Raw genomic sequence first — 16,912 nt, forward strand, 5'->3', positions numbered from 1 at the left:
CTCCATAAAGCATCCTGTCGATAGCTGTATCCAGCCTACCGGTTCCCTGGCCCGCGTTTACTCTAGCTCAGATGGGGATCAAGTCGGGGCGGGGCTGGGATCCCAGCAGCTTTCTCAGCAACGAAGCTACAAAAAGCCCCATTTTGAACCAGAGCGTTGTCTTCCTCGGCTCTTATCCTCGATGATGGGCTGTGGCCGCTACCCCCCCCCCACCATGGATGAGCCGATCCCGCTGCTGGATTTGACGTTGCAATACCGCGCTCTGGCTGCCGACCTGCTGCCCCAGGTGGAAGCGTTGCTGGCCTCGGGGCAGTACATCGGCGGCGGGGCGGTGCGGCGCTTTGAGGAGCTCTTCTCCCAGTTTTTGGGCGGCGGGGATCTGGAGACTGTCGGCTGCAATTCCGGCACCGATGCTCTGGTGCTGGCTCTGCGGGCTTTGGGCATCCAAGCGGGCGATGAGGTCATCACCACTGCCTTTAGCTTTTTTGCCTCTGCCGAGGCCATCGACTTGGTGGGGGCGCGTCCGGTGTTTGTGGATGTGGATCCCTGTACTTTCAACCTGGATCCGCAGCTTCTGGAAAAGAGCATCTCCCCCTGCACCAGGGCGGTGGTGGTGGTGCATCTGTTCGGTCAGGCGGCCAACCTGACCGAGATTGTCGCCATTGCCCGCCGACATGGGCTGGCGGTGATAGAAGATTGCGCCCAGGCGGTGGGAGCTTGTTGGGGGGGCAGGCCGGTGGGCACCTGGGGCGATCTCGGCTGCTTCAGCTTTTTTCCCACCAAGAACTTGGGGGCAGCAGGGGATGGGGGGGCGGTGGTGACCCGGGATGCCCACTTGGCTCGCCAGGTGCGCATCCTCAAAGAACACGGCCAGACCCATCAATACCAGCACGAGTATATTGGCCTCAACAGCCGTCTGGATGCGCTGCAGGCGGTGATCCTGTCGGTTAAGTTGTCCCACCTGCGGGAGTGGAACTGGCGGCGGCAGGGGATTGCCGAGTCCTATCACCGCCTGTTGCACGGGATCCCTGGCCTGATCCTGCCCCAGGTGGCGGTGGGGGGCAACTCGGTGTGGCACCAGTACACGGTGCGGGTGCCTGGCTCCCACCCAACCGACTCACGGCGGCGCGATGCTGTGCAACGGCAGTTGCAGGAGCGGGGCATTGCCAGCCGCGTTTACTACCCCATCCCCCTGCATCTGCAGCCGGTGTACCGCAAAAAGTTGGGGTACAAACCTGGGGATTTACCCAATGCCGAACTCTGTGCCGCTCAAGTGTTGTCCCTGCCCTGTTTTCCTGAATTAACTCTCCGGCAGCAGGAGCGGGTGGCTGCAGCCATTGCCGAAATCTTGTCAGAAGAACCCTAGCGGCGCCGAACACTGAGGAGGGAGCTCAGGTGTTATTGAAGCTCAGCCGAAGACTACCTCAACTATTTCCGTTATTTCAATGGTCTCCCCGACCAGGAGCTGTTTCTGCAAAGCTGCCATCGAAACAGCGCGTTCGTTTTCTGCGCCGCTTCCGCTTTACCCGCATCGGGGGTCGGTTTGTTGGGATCACCCTCTTGGTGAGTATTGCCGCCTTCAACACCGGCAACAATCCCCTATACCTGGTGCTGGGGATGCTGCTCAGCCTCATTCTCCTCAGCGGCCTCCTCTCCGACCTCACCCTCAAAGATCTAGAGGTGAGCCGGCAGTTGCCCAGCCGCATCTTTGCCGGCCAGCCGGTCTTGGTGGGGCTGACGCTGGTCAATCGCAAGCGACGCCTGCCCAGTTTTTCGCTGCAGGTGAGCGAACGCATCGAGGGGCTGAAGCGGGCAGATTGGCCTTCCAGCTATGTTTTGCGCCTGGATCCGGGCGCAAAGCTGGATACTTTCTATCAACACACCTTTTCAAGGCGAGGGGTGTGGCGGCTGCAGGGTTTTGAGATTGCCACCAGCTTTCCCTTTGAACTCTTCCGCAAGGCAGTGGAAATCGAGGACCCGCAGACGGTGATTGTGTTTCCTCGGCCTGCCCCTGTCCAAAACCTGTTGCTGTGGGAACAATTGAGCGGTGGTAGCCAGTTGCGCCCTCAGGCCGGCCAGGAGGGGGACTACCTTAGCCTGCGGCCCTATCGTCCCCAAGATGATGTGCGCTCGGTGCACTGGAAGATCTCGGCCAAACGGGATCAACTGGTTGTGCGGGAGCTGGAGCGCCCCCGTTCCCAGGCCATCGTCCTCTGCTTTGAAAATCGCTGGCAGCCGCGGGGAGAAAGCCCTGAAGCCCATCGCAACAAGCTGGAGCGAGCCGTAGAGCGCTGTGCCGGGATCCTCACCTATTTGATTCGAGAAGGCTATCCTGTGGCGCTGGCCACCTTGCAGGAGCGGACTGCTTTTGCGGCGGATCTGGCCCACCAAGACCGGCTGTTAACTCTGTTGGCCCAACTAACGTTTGTCGGGGATCCCCAACTCAACTCTCAACTGAAAAGAGAGCCTGATCCCTCTGTTGGGTTTAACCTCACCCCCCACGATCGCTGTGTGCTGCTGGCCCATCCCGACCAGGATGGAAAATCTGCCCCGGGCTATCTCATCCACCCAGGATTGCTGTTGCAATTTATCCCAATCGAGTGAACTTCAGACCCGTTTTGATAGCGGGATCCGTCGAGAGGCGTTTGGTAAAGCTTGAGCCGCGGATCCCTTTAAAGCTTTAGGTTGAACCGCTGGAAAAGTGTTGGTTCACTGCTCCAGCTTTTGGCGCAATTCTGGAATGGCCCGTCGCATTTGCCGATAGCCTTCTCGAATAATGGCATCTGCCTGGTGGAAATCGAAGATGCTGTATTGGCTGAGCTTAGGTTGTAACAGTAAGTCCGGTGGATGTTCGGCCAAAATGCTGTGGGTTACCATTTGCTCCATGATGTTCAAAGTTCTGCCGATAATGTCAAAAATGTTGGGGCCAGAAGGCTCGTCTGGAAACCATTGACTAATTTTTTCCTGGATCGCTTGTTGTAGAGATTGGTACCGTTTGTGGATGCGGGTGATGAAGCTGGTTTCCTCCTCGATCACCTCTCCTTCGACATTGAAGCGCCGGCGTCTTTGAAAAGTTTCTTCTACCTCCGTTTCCTCTACCTCCGGCTCCACATCCGCAGGATCCACGTGGTTGGGGTTGACCGCCAAGACAACCTCGGCGCCCATTTCCCGCACCACCCGTACCGGCAGCGGGTTGACAATGCCCCCATCGCTGAGGTAGCGACCTTCGTGCTGAAAAGGAGTGAAAATGCCGGGGATGGAGATGCTGGCCCGCACCGCATCGGCCATTTTGCCGGACCGCAACAGCACCTCTTGGCCTGTAATCAAATCTGTAGCCACGCAACAAAAAGGGATCCCGGCCTCTTCAATGCACAGCTCTTGCAAATGTTCCGTCAGTAGCTCGTAGATTTTGTTGCCCTCCAGAAGGCCACAGGTGGGAAAGACTACATCAAATAAAGACAGGATCATCTTCCAGTTGAGCTCCCGCACAAAGTCCTCTAGCTCATCCAGTTCACCTGCGGCGTAAATGGCTCCGACGAAGGCGCCGATGCTCGTCCCGGCAATGTAATCGATCGGGATCCCGGCCTGTTCTAGCGCCCGGATCACGCCAATATGGGCCCATCCCCTCGCTCCGCCACTGCCCAGTGCCAAGCCCAGTTTTTTGCCCATGGTCGCTTGTTCAAAAAAAGCCCAAAAGATTCTAGTAATTCTAAACTTTTAGGTGCCTGCCCTTTGCCGCAGATCAGGCGGCAAATAGCTGCGTTCTCCCAAACTTTCCAGCAGGGGCCCATAGCGGTCGAACTTGACCACGCTGACCGAGGCAGCCAAAACCTCGATACGATCCCGGTAGCGGCCCAGGTCAATGCCCAGCAGGCTGCAGAGAAGAATCCGAATGGTGGCCTTGTGGGAGACGATCAAGACGTTGCCATCCGACCATTTTGCTTCGATCTCCGCCACAACCGGCAGGGCGCGGTTGGCAATTTGCACGGCGGTTTCGCCGCCTGGAGGAGCGTTCCAGGCCGGCTCGGTCATCCAGCGCCAGTAGGTTTCGGGATGGGCTTCGCGGGCCTCGGCGTGGGTTTTGCCCTCCCACTCACCGTAGTGGATTTCCCTCAAGCCCTCTCGAATCTGCATCTCCAACCCCGTCTTCTCTGCCAGCGGCCTGAGAGTAGCCAAGGTGCGCCGCATCGGGCTGACGTAGAGGGCCTGCCAAGGGATCCCGGCATAGGCGGCGGCAAAAGCTTCTGCCATCTGCTGGCCTTCGGGGGTGAGGTCGGGATCGAGGGCGCCACAAAAGCTACCGGAACGGCTGTAGGGGGTTTCCCCGTGTCTGAGTAGGTACAGTCTGAGGCTCATGGGAGAAGATTCCAGGGGAGTTAAACTCCGCTACTCTAGCTCCCCAACTTTAAGATCCCTTTATCCCCCCTCGGGGCGGTGGTTGGTGGTGGGGATGTAGATGCGGCTGCCGGCCCACTGCAGCTTTTCTCGCAAGGTGCGGAAGTAGGAGAGGTCTTTTTCTAGGATCATCAGCTTGGCCGGCAGGGGAGCCCGTTGAATTTGCACCCACTGGCCGGGGTTGACCGATTGAGCCAAGACACCATCAGTCCAGAGGCGGGTCAGCCCTTCCGGATCGGCAAGGGGCCAGATCTCCACCGTGGCCGTGCCGCTGATAACAATGGGCCGGCTGGACAAGCTGAGGGGACAAATGGGAGTGATGATGATGGCCTCAAAGGTAGGTTCCAGGATGGGGCCGTTGGCTGCCAAGGTGTAGCAGGTGGATCCCGTCGGCGTGGCCACCAGCACGCCATCTCCGTGGTACTGATCCAAAATCTCGCCATTGACTTCGATTTCCATGATGGCGGCGGGCAGGCGTTCCCGGTTGATGGGCTTGAGGCACATTTCGTTGAGGGCGTAGTAGACTTCGCTGACCGGGCGGCCCTGCCGCTTGCCCTCCCCAGGGATAGCTCCCTGCCCCAATTGCGCTTGCTCCCAAATCTGGGCCTGCAACATCATGCGGGCTTGCAGAACAAAGTCTCCCGCCTGGATGCGATCCCAGGGATCCTGATGCAGCACCCGCTCTGATTGAGCCAAAAACCCCAGCCTGCCCCCCGACTGAATGGGCAAAATCGGGATCCCGTGCGGGGCCAGGTGGCGGGCTGCCGCCAACACCGACCCATCTCCCCCCAGCACCACGACCAGATCGATGGGATCCGAAGTGGCCTCCAAAAAGACCGGGTAGGGGTTGTGGTGCAAGCCGGTGGGAGCGGTCAGCACCGTAACGCCGCGCCGACGCAATTGCTCCGCACACAATTGACAGGCGGCTTTGCTCTCCCGATCCCCCTCCTTGTAGGCGATCACCACCAAGCCCAAGTCCATAAGCCCTCGCCCAGGGATCCCTTCCGATCATCCCTCTTGGGGCTGAAGGTTGCCCAGAAGGCCTCATTTCCCCAAGCATTTCCTTTTGCTTTCTTCACATTTACTGGGGATCTTTAAAAAAATCTCTAAATAGTCATTCCAAATAGCAGTGAAAAACAGCTCGTCGCGTCGTTATTGCTAGGCAGCGCTGCCGCAAACGCGCCGCTCCAACTCCCCTCTCCCAGAGGGAGAGGGGTTGGGGGTGAGGGCTTGAGCGGCGCAGAGTTCCCAGAGCGTCAAAGATTGGGATCCCTGAGTTGGACGGGGAAATGAGCCGGTATAAACTCCAGCAATTGGTTTATCGTATGGACAGCCCTGCCCAAGCTGCTTCTTCGCTGCACCTGCAAACCTATGGCCCCCGATCTCACCGATCGCATTTTGGGTGGCCGCTACCAACTGATTCAAGAAATCGGTGGCGGCGGCATGGGATCCGTCTTCCGCGCTTTGGACTTGCACAACAACCGCCAAGAGGTGGCTGTTAAGATCCTGCATGCCCCTATGCTGCTGAGCCGGGGTGACGCCCAGACCGATCTGCGTCGCCGCTTTGCCGAAGAGATCCGCGTCAGCACCCTTCTGGGCCAGCATCCCCGCATCGTCAAAGTCTTGGATCACGGCCAAGAGGGGGAGCAGGCCTACTTGGTGATGGAGTACCTCAAGGGGCAGGATCTGGGCAAGCTGATTCGAGAAAAAGGGGCTCTGCCGCTCCGGCAAGCCCTTCGGCTGGCCCTGCAGGCCTGTGAGGGGCTGCACTTTGCTCATACATTTCAAGCCAAGGTCGAGGGCCGTGAGATTCGGGGCGTCATTCACCGCGACATCAAGCCCAGCAACCTGTTTGTTGAGCGGGTTTTTCGAGATGGCCAGCTCACGTCGCAACTGAAAATCCTCGACTTCGGCGTAGCCAAAACCTTGGCTGATCACACCCTTAGCCTGGGCACCCAAAAAGGGGGTGGATTTATCGGCACCGCTCGTTACGCCTCTCCTGAACAGATACGGGGCAAGTCTCTGGATGCCCGCTCAGACATTTACTCCCTGGGGGTGGTGCTCTACGAGATGCTGACGGGATCCATGCCCTTTCAATTGGAAACCGACTCTCTGCACAGTTGGATCCACGCCCATTGCTACGAAAGCCCCCTTGAGATCAACCCGGAGACAACCCCGCAGCCGATCCCGCCCGCCTTGGCAGCAGTGGTGATGGATTGCCTCAAGAAAAACCCCGACGAGCGGCCGCAGACGATGCAGGAGCTAGGGGAGCGGCTGCTGCAAGCCTATGAGCTGACGGTAGCCACTCAACTCTCCAGCAGCCAGGCCAGTACCGTGATTCTTCCCACCGGCGGTGCCAAGGCTCAAAACGAGGCTCCATCCTCTTCCGATCCCAGGCTGCCGCTCGCAACCACCAGCAATACAGGATCAACTGCTGGAGCCTTTGAAGATATCCGCGATGAGGATCTGGATCTCATTGAAGATGAGCCGGTCTCTCCCCCAGGTGCAGGGATCCCCTACTACATCGCCGGGCAGGAACCTCTCCCCTCAACTACCTCGGCAGAAGCTGCACCGGATCCCTCCTCTCAAGCTGCAGGCGAAACTCCCAAAACCCCCTCTACAGTCATCCCAGCCAGCAACACCCGCCCGGCTGCTCCCCCTCAGGATCCCCCCGTCCCACCACGAACGGATACTCCCCGCACCCGCCCTCTGCCGCAAGCTGCCCCCCCAACGGTTCTCCAGCCTTCTGGCAGCAGCCTGAAGTGGGTCTTGGCTGGGGGAGGCGCTGTGGCTTTGTTGGCCGCCTTTTGGCTCTGGCCGCGCCCAGCAACCCGCGATACCCAGGAAGAGCCGGAGCCGATCCCTACCGCCGCAGTCACCCCAACACCTACCCTCGAGCCCGCCCCCACTCCGGTGGCGACACTTACTCCAACTCCGGCACCAACACCCACTCCCACTCCGGTGGCAACGCCTACTCCAACTCCGGCACCAACACCCACTCCCACTCCGGTGGCAACGCCTACTCCAACTCCGGCACCGACACCCACTCCTACCCCGGTGGCGACGCCTACTCGAACTCCAGTACTGCCACCCACTCCCACTCCGGTGCCAACACCAACGCTTACCCCTATCCCTCGATTGACGCCGCTTGTTCCTCGTGCTCCTACCCCTACCCCAACTCCACCCCCGCCGCCCACCTCGACACCGGCCCCAGCAACACCAACGCCTGCGGCAGAGCTTGCCTTGAGCGGCCAGTGGCTCTACGAGGGAGGATCCTTTGTCTGGCAGGGATCCCTGTGTAAGGTTAATGTTGCAACCGGTATCCAGGAAACCGTCTCCATTCGTCAAGACGGCAACCAGATCAGTGTTTCCTCTCCCGGTTTTGCGGAGCGCAGTGGCCAGCTCATCCGCAACCAACTTTCTGTCAGCGGCAAGATAGGGGGCAGCGGTACCCCAACCATCACGTGGAGTGGCACTGTCAGCGCCGACGGGCGCTCCATTCGTGGCACGGCCACCTGTGGCAGCGCCAGCTTTGCCATCAGGCTCACTCGCCAGAGTTAAATACCCACGCCGCCACCTCGGTCACCGCCACCGCCGTTCTCCGGATCCTCCGGCTTCTGTTGCAAGGGAGGGAGAGGAGGAGGGGTGGCAAACGTTTCGCTCACCACCTGGAGGGTATATGGCCCTCGCCCAGGACTACCTGGCCCAGCGGTTGGGGAAGCATTTTGCGCCCAGTAACTTTGCACCTGGATCAAGTAGCAGCGGTCTTGCCGCACCGGGATCGTGAGCTGGGAGGTGGTAAAGTTGCCAGGAGCAGCATCATCGTTAACAAAAAGGACATTCCGATCCAAATTTCTACCGGTATCAAAGGCACCGATGACCAACAGCGGATCGAAAACCGGGCTGGTCAGCCGGATGGTAACTCCGGTAACGTTGGCTGCAGAAGGAAAGTAGAGAAACCCATCTGAGTAAAAGGTGAAGGTGCCAGGAGGCGGTGGAACTTCCCGGGCATTTTGAACCTCGCCAGCGCTATCGAAGTAGAACTCCAAAAGGCTATTCGGCCCCAAGGTTCCGCTGCGGCTATCTCCTTGGCGGCGCAGGCCAATTGATGCGAAAAACTCTGGGCTAAAGGCTTGCTCGCAAACATTGACCAGAGGCGGCACCGTCCCCCCACCCCCCCCACAGCCTGCCAGGAGGACAGTCGAGGCCAGAAGGCCCCAGAAAAACCGCACCTGGGATCCAGAAACCTTCAACGCTGACAATGACATAGACACTCCCCCGGCCACCGGATCGCTAACGTTCCTCTGGATCCAGATTAGGATGATTTGAGCAATTCGCACAAAATGAAGATCACTGACAGCCTTGCCCTACGTTCAGCACGGATGGCCTATCTCACTGCCCAGCTCGAGAAGGGCACGGCGGAACCATCGAGCCAGTCTTGTACCCATTTGCGGGAAGGGATCCGGAGCAAAGCCCTCTACTTGGGGTGAGCTAACCATAACCACTGCTGGCGTAGCGCTTCCTGGTGAGCAAGAAATGGGCCAGAGCTGCCACGCAGTCTCGATCCTCAAAAAGCAGGTCGCGCCGCTGTTGGATCTGCTGGGAGATTTGCTGCCGAAATTGGGGATCCGTTCCCAGTTGGACGGCTAACTCTTCGTAGCGCTGGAGGTCTTGGGCAATTAAGAGATCAAGGCCCATCCTTTTGAGAATGGCATAGGTGTGGCGGCCCCGCAGGAACCGGCCAGGGCAGGTCACTACAGGCAAGCCGGCAGCAACAGCTTCCAGGGTGGTGATCCCGCCCGACCAGCCGTAGGAATCCAGCATAATGTCGGCGCAGCGGTTGAGATCCAAGTAGTCTTGATGATCCAGTTGGGGCAAGATCAAGCAGTGGTCTTCCGCAGAAAGGCCATAGGCGGAGAAAGTTCGGGAAAGACGCTGCCAAAAGTGTTGGGCAATGGCAGCATTGGGCAACGCCAAGAAGACAAATTGAGCGTTGGGCACTCGCTGGGCAATGGCGGCAAAAAGATAGTCATATTGGGGCAGATACTTGCCCAGGTATTGACAGGTAAGATAAACTACTGCGTCTTGGCGCAGGCCAAAATCCCCACGATGACGCTTTTGCTGAGGTAAAACGGGCTTTTCAAAACAAGTACCCAGGCGGGGCAGCCGAACTAGGGTTTCGCTGTAGTGAGCCTGCCCATCTTCGGGCTCCATCAGGTCGCTGGAGAGAAAGTAGTCAATGGTTGAAAGTCCAGAAGTTACAGGATGGGCCCAGGTGGAGCATTGCACTGGGGCTAGCCGCAGAGATGCCAGTTGCAAAATCAGGGGAGAAAGGCCAATTTCCAGATACACCAAAACATCGAGCTGATCCTGCAAAATTTGGCGGGCAGCATCTTCAAAGCCAGTGGGAATGTGGCGAAATACATCGGCATACTGACGATATTGCTCTGTCATGAAGTCGGTTCTGGGATCCAAATGGTAGGCAAACACCAGAAAAGGCCACTGGGAGCTCGCCTTTAAGTACTTCACCCACCCCAAAGAGAGACGGCTGTAGGAGCAAGCGCGCATCGAGGCCGAGACAAAGCCAACGCGAATGGGATCCCCTGGTTGCCGGGGAAGAGAGTGCCAATTGGGGTAGCAAGATTTCACGATGCGCTGCACAAACTGAGCGTATTTTTTCTGCAGCTCCAGGTCGTCGCAGCCCTGGTACTGCAGATAGTGGGGCGTTCCCCAGCTTGACCCTAAAAAGGCAAGCCGCCGCTGCTCTTGGGTGTCCAAGGGCGTCTCCTCAATGAGGCGATCCAGGTGTTCTACAAAGCGAGAGCGAAATCTATGCAGCTCTTCCTCATCCTGATAGAGGGCGGGCAAATAGAGATGGTAAAGCCAGCGAGCTACCACAAAATTGGGATCCAAAGTCCACGACTTTTCCAGGTGAGCCAGAGCCGCGCTGTGTTCCCCTTGCTCACGATGGGCCATTCCCAGATAAAAATGCACCTCAGCCCAAGGGATCCCTGCTGCTGGATCTGGATTTTCTAACAAGGAGCCAAGCAAAGGGATCGCTTCTTGATGGCGGCGTAGGTTAACAAGAATCTTGCCGGCTTGCAAAGCAGAAAGGTAAGCCTTGGGATTGAGGCTCAGGCTCTGCCGATAGCAAGATAGCGCCTTTTCCAGTTGCCCCAAAGATTCATAGACAACGCCCAGGTTGTGATGATAGAGGGCTACGCAGGGATCGAGCGCAATGGCCTCGGCAATCAAAGCAGCCGCCCATTCCCCCTCTCCCTTGGCCTGGGCCACCGTCCCCAGCAGGTGCAGGGCATCAGCTTGATCCGGAAACTCCGCCAGAATTTCCGAGTAAATGGCTTCCGCTGTTCGCAAGTCGCCAGACTGCTGGGCCTGGATCCCGGCCAGAAGCTTACCCGTGGGGGTGAGATCCGACATCGACAACGAGGGAAGCTGGAGATCTTCCCCCACTATAGGCGCTTCAGCCCCCTGAGGCTCATGTTGTCAAAAGCACACAAAAACGGTATCAGCGGCTCTGCGAGCGCCTCGCCAAATCCCGCAAAGGCCGATTCTTTCGTTGACCCGCTCGATGCCTTGCGCCACAAGGCTTTCAGGCCTCTTGCCCCCCCTCTTCTAGGCCCTTTTTTGCCGTCTTCGACCGACCCCCTCGCAAATGGGTCTTGCATTCCTTGCCCCGCTTGGGTTTAATAGGGGTAGAGTTCCCCCTTCGGGGGGATCCCTAGAAATTGGAAACAGTAGGCCAGGGCCACCTTACCGGTGAAGACCAGTGGTTCCCCCTTCGGGGGGATCCCTAGAAATTGGAAACTAAAGAGCGGGTCCCAACCCTTGAGCCGGCGCCAGTCCGAGTTCCCCCTTCGGGGGGATCCCTAGAAATTGGAAACGGGGCCTGGTGGGTGGGTGACCTATTGGAGATTCTTGGTTCCCCCTTCGGGGGGATCCCTAGAAATTGGAAACAACCTTGGCATTTTCCTCTCCTCCTGACAGTTGATTACGAAAAGTTCCCCCTTCGGGGGGATCCCTAGAAATTGGAAACAAACTACTTAGAACCCCAACCTGTATTGGCCCTAGCCCTGTTCCCCCTTCGGGGGGATCCCTAGAAATTGGAAACTTTGAGCTTCCCGATTGAGCCGGGAGTTTCTAACTTTCTCAGTTCCCCCTTCGGGGGGATCCCTAGAAATTGGAAACCGTCGTGCTGCAGTACCGGCGTTCTTCGAGATTGCCAAGTTCCCCCTTCGGGGGGATCCCTAGAAATTGGAAACTTAAAACTAAGATTGTCCGAGTTGGAGCTCGAGGCGAGCTCCAGTTCCCCCTTCGGGGGGATCCCTAGAAATTGGAAACAGGTCGGGCCATACCCGAATAGGCTCCCCCTACTCATGTTCCCCCTTCGGGGGGATCCCTAGAAATTGGAAACCTGAATGCGTTATTCCAGCTTAATTCGATAGTTGGATGTTCCCCCTTCGGGGGGATCCCTAGAAATTGGAAACCTAACCCGGCCTAGGTTAGCCTTTACTGCGCGGTTGGTTCCCCCTTCGGGGGGATCCCTAGAAATTGGAAACTAGTGTAGTACCTTTTGAATCGACATATGTTTCGTAGTTCCCCCTTCGGGGGGATCCCTAGAAATTGGAAACAGCTGCGCTTACCTTCCCAAGACACGTGGGAAGGTCTAGCGTTCCCCCTTCGGGGGGATCCCTAGAAATTGGAAACTGTTTTAGAATCCTCCTCATACTTCCGGAGAATCTCAAGTTCCCCCTTCGGGGGGATCCCTAGAAATTGGAAACGCCAGGGGGGAGAGTCCTGGCAGGGCGATGATGACTTGTGGTTCCCCCTTCGGGGGGATCCCTAGAAATTGGAAACACACCATTGAGTCATCCAGACACTGCGCCTCTTCCACCAGTTCCCCCTTCGGGGGGATCCCTAGAAATTGGAAACATGACTTCTTCACCAGTCACTGGGTTTAGCCGCTCTTGTTCCCCCTTCGGGGGGATCCCTAGAAATTGGAAACCAGGACGCTGGTCTCGATGTGGGGGGGCAAGAACTCCAGTTCCCCCTTCGGGGGGATCCCTAGAAATTGGAAACTGGTAGGTCATAGCACCCTCACTGAGTGATTACACTCGTTCCCCCTTCGGGGGGATTCCTAGAAATTGGAAACAGACGCAGACTTGTACCCACGGCCTAGAATCCCGTTTGGTTCCCCCTTCGGGGGGATCCCTAGAAATTGGAAACTGCCAAAACAAGATGGATTAGAGCTAAGACAGAGTTTGTTCCCCCTTCGGGGGGATCCCTAGAAATTGGAAACAAACCAATTGCAATAAAGCTGCCGCTGCTCAGCAGTAGACAGATAGCGCTGTTGGTAGCCGGGCCACTCCTGGAGGGCTAGCTTTTGTTGCTCTTGGAGAAGGGTTTGCAGTTCTGAGTCTGCGGGCAGCTCGGCTTGCAAAACCTGCAAGTCGTTAAAGCGGCCCAGTTGGTCTTGCAGGCGCTTCAGGGTCGCTATCCAATCTTGCATGGCTTCCCCGTAAAAGGGCGCAAAAAACTCCACCTGATAGCGCAGCCGTTTGGTAGCCTTGCGCAGCTCGTGCAGTTGCTCAGCTTGAGCCTCCGTCCTGGGAAAAGCAGGGATCCGCCAACCCGGTTGCAGCAGCCACTCGGCCAGCAGAGGGGTCAGCAAATGGGGCAAGCTTTCCAGTAAAGGCAGCTCTGCCTGAGGCTTGTAGCGCGGGTGAGCCAGCCACTGCTCGCAGGCGGCTTGAAACTCCAGAAAGTCAGAATCTTCGAGGATGCGACGGGAGCGCTTCTCAGCTCGGGCTCGACGTTGCCGCAGATCTTGCCTTAGCTTCTCCAGCTCCGCTTGCTGGGCCGCCGGGATCCCTTCCCACCACGGCTCCTGCAGGATTTCCAGCAGCACGTCCAGATCCCGCTGTTTGCCCAAAGCCCTGGCCAACTTTTGCAGGCGTTTGGGCTTAAGAGGTTTGGGCAGCCGGACAGATCCCTGAAACACCTCCACCCAGGTGCCAATACGGCGCAGGATCACCCGGATTTGATGCAAGGATTCTACTGCCTCTGGATGCTGGGCCAGAACTCGCCGCACGTGTTTTTGCAGTCGCTGCCATTGCTGGCTCAACAGTTGGTGGGCTTGGAGCGCCAGAGAGGACGAGGACAAAGGGGAAAGCATGATCTGGTTCTGTTCACCCTTTTGCTCGGTACCCAGCAACATCGCATCTATAGACAGGTCTCCCTTTCCAAAAGCCCAGCGAAGCAATCGAAAAGACAAAACTCTCGCCCGCGGAGCCGCCCAGCCAACCTAACCTAGGAAGAGGTAGAGCGGCTTTGCTTCTTAACCTAATTTTAACCTTAAGAGGGCGAGAGGGGAGAGATACTAACTTGCACTGTTGTCGCGCCGGGGTAGGCGGGGCTTCACCACCGACCAAATCCGTGCCGCTACCTCGGCAGGGGATCCCTGGGCCGGAACGCAGACAATCCGCTGCGGTTCTGCAGCGGCCAGGGCTTGGAACCCTTGGTAGACGCGGCGGTGGAACTCCAGGTGCTCCTGTTCCAGTTTGTCGCCAAGATGGGAGCGCGCTAGCCCCACTTCGGGAGCAAGATCCAGCCACAGGGTGAGATGCGGCTGCAGCCCGCCGGTGGCCAAGTGGTTGAGCTGGCGGATCTGCCCCAAATCCAGCCCCCGACCGTAGCCCTGGTAGGCCAGGGTGGAATCGGTGTAGCGATCACAGATCACCACTTGTCCCGCCGCCAGGGCCGGCGCGATGACCTTGCTCACGTGTTCAGCCCGATCCGCCGCGTACAGGAGCAGCTCGGCCAGCGGCGTCATGGGATCCCCGTGCAACAGCAGCTCCCGCAGCACCTTTCCCAGTGCTGTGCCCCCTGGCTCGCGGGTACACAGGCAAGCATAGCCCTCTTGTTGAAGCTGCTCGGCCAAAAGGGACTGCTGAGTGGTTTTGCCCGCTCCTTCTCCACCTTCTAAGGTGATGAACACGTCCTCGCCCAGGAGAGTGTGTCAAAGGATTGTTTGAGGGGCATGGCTAGCGCAGGTTGAGTTGAGGCTGCAAATTGAAGGAGTGCCCCGGCACCATCACGTACACATCGGGGATGTTGGTGGGCTCCAGGCCTTGCAAGGCCAGCCCTTCGATGTTGGAGCGCAGGGTGTTGTTGATGGTGGTTTCCAGTTGGGACAAAACCTGGGCCTCGTTACCCTGGGTGGCTAAGCTGGGAAACTGGTTGTAGATGGCGCGGGCCAAGCCGCTGGCGAGAGGGAGCTGGATGAGGGTGAGGTTGGATCCCCCCAATTGTGGGCCTAAGGTGTCTGCCCGCCCGCGGATGCCCAAGGCCTGCAGGGCGTTGGCGGTTTGGCTGACGGGGATGGTGCAGGTGTCCATCTTGTAAATGGGCACCGAAGCCATGGTGAGGGCGGAAACGCTGGTCAGTTGCACCACGGTAAAGGAAGCCGTGCCATTGTAGGCAAAGCAAAAATCCCGGAAGGCCGCCGGCACGTTGGCCGCGCGGATGGGACGCTCATCGTCGAAGCCGCCCGACTCGGCAAAGATGTTGCGGATGGCAAACCCGCCGAAGAAAGCCAGCAAGGCCACCACCAGCAGGATTGTCAGATCCGAGGAGGAGACTCCCCCTGAGGAGCTGCTGCTGCGTCCTCCACCTCCATATCCTCCACTGCCGCCGTAGCCGGCGGTGTAGCCGTAAGTTGCAGACCGGTAGGAGCCGGCATAGGCAGAAGAGCGGGCGGATCCGTTCCGGCTGCCGGAGACAGAACGGCGGGGAACTAGGGCCTGTCCAGAACGCTCACCCGCTCTTCTCTGCTCACCCTTTTCGTTGTCTCGGCTGCGGCCAGAAGGTCGCGAAGCCCTGTGGCTATCCCGCCCATTCTCCTCATCCAGCCAATCTTCTGCGCCCGCAACAGTTGAGCCCTCTTCCGGCAAAGGGGGCGGAGAACGACGGCCGCCCGCTGCTCCGCTGGAGTTTGGACTGGAAGTAGAATCTGGAGAACCACGGCCAGCAGCCTGCTCTGTCGCGGCGGTGGGATCGCGATCCTCAAACTCGGAGAAGCTCATGTTGCCTCAAGTACTCCCTTTCGGCTGCCAACGCAAGAGGGTTTTCCCTGTCCCAAACCCTCAAGAATTGGACTAGTGTATCCTAGCAGCTCCCAAGCCTTTGGTGAGTCTAGGCTAGCCCAGACTGCCCTCCAAGGCGAGCAACTGCTCCTTGAGGGCGCGTAGGGCCTGGCCGCGGTGGCCGATGGCTTCTTTTTGCGCCGGGCTCATCTCGGCAAAGGTTAGCTCCACCTCCGGCACCCAAAACAGCGGGTCGTAGCCGAACCCCCCCTTTCCTCGCGGCTGGGTCAAGATTTCCCCGTGGCAAAGGCCTTCCACCAACGCCTGCACCTGGCCCTGGGGATCCACCAGGGCGATGGCGCAGTGAAAGGTGGCTCGGCGATTTGGGATCCCTTCCATCTCCTGCAGCAGCCGCTGGATGCGGGCGGCATCGCTGTTAGCATAGCGAGCCGAGTGGATCCCGGGGGCGCCGCCAAGGGCTGCCACCGCCAGGCCGGAATCGTCGGCAATGGCCCACTCTCTCAGAGCTTTGGCCACGGCCTTGGCTTTGAGAAGGGCATTCTCGGCAAAGGTGGTACCGGTCTCTTCCACCTCAATTGCTGCAGGCAGACGGAGCAGCTCCCAAGCGGGGGCATGGACTTGGAAAAAGGCGTTGAACTCGCGCCATTTGCCAGGGCTGCTGCTGGCCAAGATCAAAGAACGGGGCATGAAAGGGATCCTAGCGCAAATCCAAGGGATCCCTGCCTAATCAATCTCGAGAACCATGTTGTGCAGAGCCGCGTTGATCACCAGGGTGGATCCCCACCGCTCTACCTTGCCCCCATCCCAATGCATGTGTCCGCAGATGTAGTAGCGCGGCTGCACCTGTTCCAATAAGGGGCGCAAAGTGGGCGTGCAATGGTGATACCATTTTCCGCCTTCATCCAAAAGACCTTGCGGCGGAGCATGGGTCAGCAGCAGGTCAATGGGCCGGGGGGGTTGACGGTAGAGGTGGAGCAGCTCCTGCAAATGGCCGGAGGTGAGAGACCAGCTCCAACCACAGGGGGGAGTCCAGGGCACAGCCAAAACCTGTAACCCCAGCCACTCAAAGCAGCAGGACTGGGTGATGGCCCGCCCCCAACTGCCAGCCAGCGAATCCAAAACCGCAGCCGCCGGATCGTGGTTGCCGGGCAGGAAGAGCCAGGGCTTGCCCAAACTCTCCACCGCCGCCAGAAAAGATTGCAACTGGGCTACCTCGGCTTGCGCTGCCGGATGAAAGCCCTGGGTGGCTTTACGGGAGGGCTTGCCGGCCTTGGAACAGAAATCGCCGCAGTTGATGTAAGCATCCACCTGTGGCAGATGGGCCAGGGCCTGCCGGATCAGCCGGTCGCTGCCGTGGTAGTCGGAGCCCAGCAGTAGCTTAATTCCCATGCTGC

Annotated in this window: 12 protein-coding genes, 1 pseudogene and 1 CRISPR repeat array; of the genes and pseudogenes, 3 read left to right on the top strand and 10 right to left on the bottom strand. The window is 58.6% G+C overall.

What is annotated here, in order from left to right; translation table 11 throughout:
• The first annotated feature begins 214 nt into the window (after positions 1–214).
• Together NW858_RS04015 and NW858_RS04020 are read left to right on the top strand one after the other, a co-directional pair.
• The gene (locus tag NW858_RS04015; RefSeq protein ID WP_414335912.1) at positions 215–1,366 is read left to right on the top strand and encodes a DegT/DnrJ/EryC1/StrS family aminotransferase; all 1,152 of its coding nucleotides are present in this window, start codon (positions 215–217) and stop codon (positions 1,364–1,366) included.
• A 197-nt stretch (positions 1,367–1,563) separates the two neighbouring features.
• A complete protein-coding gene (locus NW858_RS04020) occupies positions 1,564–2,604 on the top strand; it encodes a DUF58 domain-containing protein (RefSeq protein ID WP_414519936.1) in 1,041 nt (346 codons plus the stop codon).
• A gap of 105 nt (positions 2,605–2,709) precedes the next feature.
• Here NW858_RS04020 and NW858_RS04025 read toward each other — a convergent pair whose 3' ends face one another.
• From NW858_RS04025 to NW858_RS04035, 3 genes are read right to left on the bottom strand one after another with little or no spacing between them, the layout of a single operon-like run.
• A complete protein-coding gene (locus tag NW858_RS04025) occupies positions 2,710–3,669 on the bottom strand; it encodes a patatin-like phospholipase family protein (RefSeq protein WP_414519898.1) in 960 nt (319 codons plus the stop codon).
• Between the two features lie 48 nt (positions 3,670–3,717).
• Complete coding sequence (locus NW858_RS04030) at positions 3,718–4,356, bottom strand: histidine phosphatase family protein (protein WP_414335909.1); 639 nt, start codon at positions 4,354–4,356, stop codon at positions 3,718–3,720.
• A 60-nt stretch (positions 4,357–4,416) separates the two neighbouring features.
• Positions 4,417–5,376, bottom strand: coding sequence for an NAD(+) kinase (locus NW858_RS04035; RefSeq protein ID WP_414335911.1), 960 nt, complete (start codon positions 5,374–5,376; stop codon positions 4,417–4,419).
• Between the two features lie 390 nt (positions 5,377–5,766).
• Here NW858_RS04035 and NW858_RS04040 point away from each other — a divergent pair, with 390 nt between their 5' ends.
• Positions 5,767–7,956 (top strand): serine/threonine protein kinase, encoded by a 2,190-nt coding sequence (locus tag NW858_RS04040; RefSeq protein WP_414519901.1) that lies wholly within the window; start codon positions 5,767–5,769, stop codon positions 7,954–7,956.
• Here NW858_RS04040 and NW858_RS04045 read toward each other — a convergent pair.
• The 7 genes and pseudogenes from NW858_RS04045 to NW858_RS04075 form a co-directional block, all read right to left on the bottom strand.
• On the bottom strand, positions 7,953–8,663 hold the full coding sequence (locus NW858_RS04045; protein WP_414335926.1) for a hypothetical protein: 711 nt from the start codon (positions 8,661–8,663) through the stop codon (positions 7,953–7,955). The genes NW858_RS04040 and NW858_RS04045 overlap by 4 nt on opposite strands.
• A 223-nt stretch (positions 8,664–8,886) precedes the next feature.
• Positions 8,887–10,833, bottom strand: a complete 1,947-nt coding sequence (locus NW858_RS04050; protein WP_414519903.1) for a tetratricopeptide repeat protein — start codon at positions 10,831–10,833, stop codon at positions 8,887–8,889.
• Positions 10,834–11,113: 280 nt separating this feature from the next.
• Positions 11,114–12,712: direct repeats of the CRISPR family, unit length 36 nt; unit sequence GTTCCCCCTTCGGGGGGATCCCTAGAAATTGGAAAC.
• 138 nt (positions 12,713–12,850) lie between these two features.
• Positions 12,851–13,630: pseudogene (locus tag NW858_RS04055) on the bottom strand (CHAD domain-containing protein); the annotation flags it as partial.
• A 162-nt stretch (positions 13,631–13,792) separates the two neighbouring features.
• Positions 13,793–14,410 carry a dTMP kinase gene (tmk, locus tag NW858_RS04060; protein ID WP_414519905.1) on the bottom strand — a complete coding sequence of 206 codons (618 nt, stop codon included), beginning with the start codon at positions 14,408–14,410 and terminating at the stop codon, positions 13,793–13,795.
• Between the two features lie 46 nt (positions 14,411–14,456).
• Positions 14,457–15,497, bottom strand: a complete 1,041-nt coding sequence (locus NW858_RS04065; RefSeq protein WP_414368339.1) for a hypothetical protein — start codon at positions 15,495–15,497, stop codon at positions 14,457–14,459.
• Positions 15,498–15,611: 114 nt separating this feature from the next.
• The gene (rdgB, locus tag NW858_RS04070; RefSeq protein WP_414348475.1) at positions 15,612–16,205 is read right to left on the bottom strand and encodes an RdgB/HAM1 family non-canonical purine NTP pyrophosphatase; all 594 of its coding nucleotides are present in this window, start codon (positions 16,203–16,205) and stop codon (positions 15,612–15,614) included.
• 36 nt (positions 16,206–16,241) lie between these two features.
• Positions 16,242–16,907, bottom strand: a complete 666-nt coding sequence (locus NW858_RS04075) for a metallophosphoesterase family protein (RefSeq protein WP_414334766.1) — start codon at positions 16,905–16,907, stop codon at positions 16,242–16,244.
• Positions 16,908–16,912 lie beyond the last annotated feature (5 nt).

It is taken from the genome of Synechococcus sp. H55.10 (assembly GCF_047502715.1).
Taxonomy (GTDB): Bacteria; Cyanobacteriota; Cyanobacteriia; order Thermostichales; family Thermostichaceae; genus Thermostichus.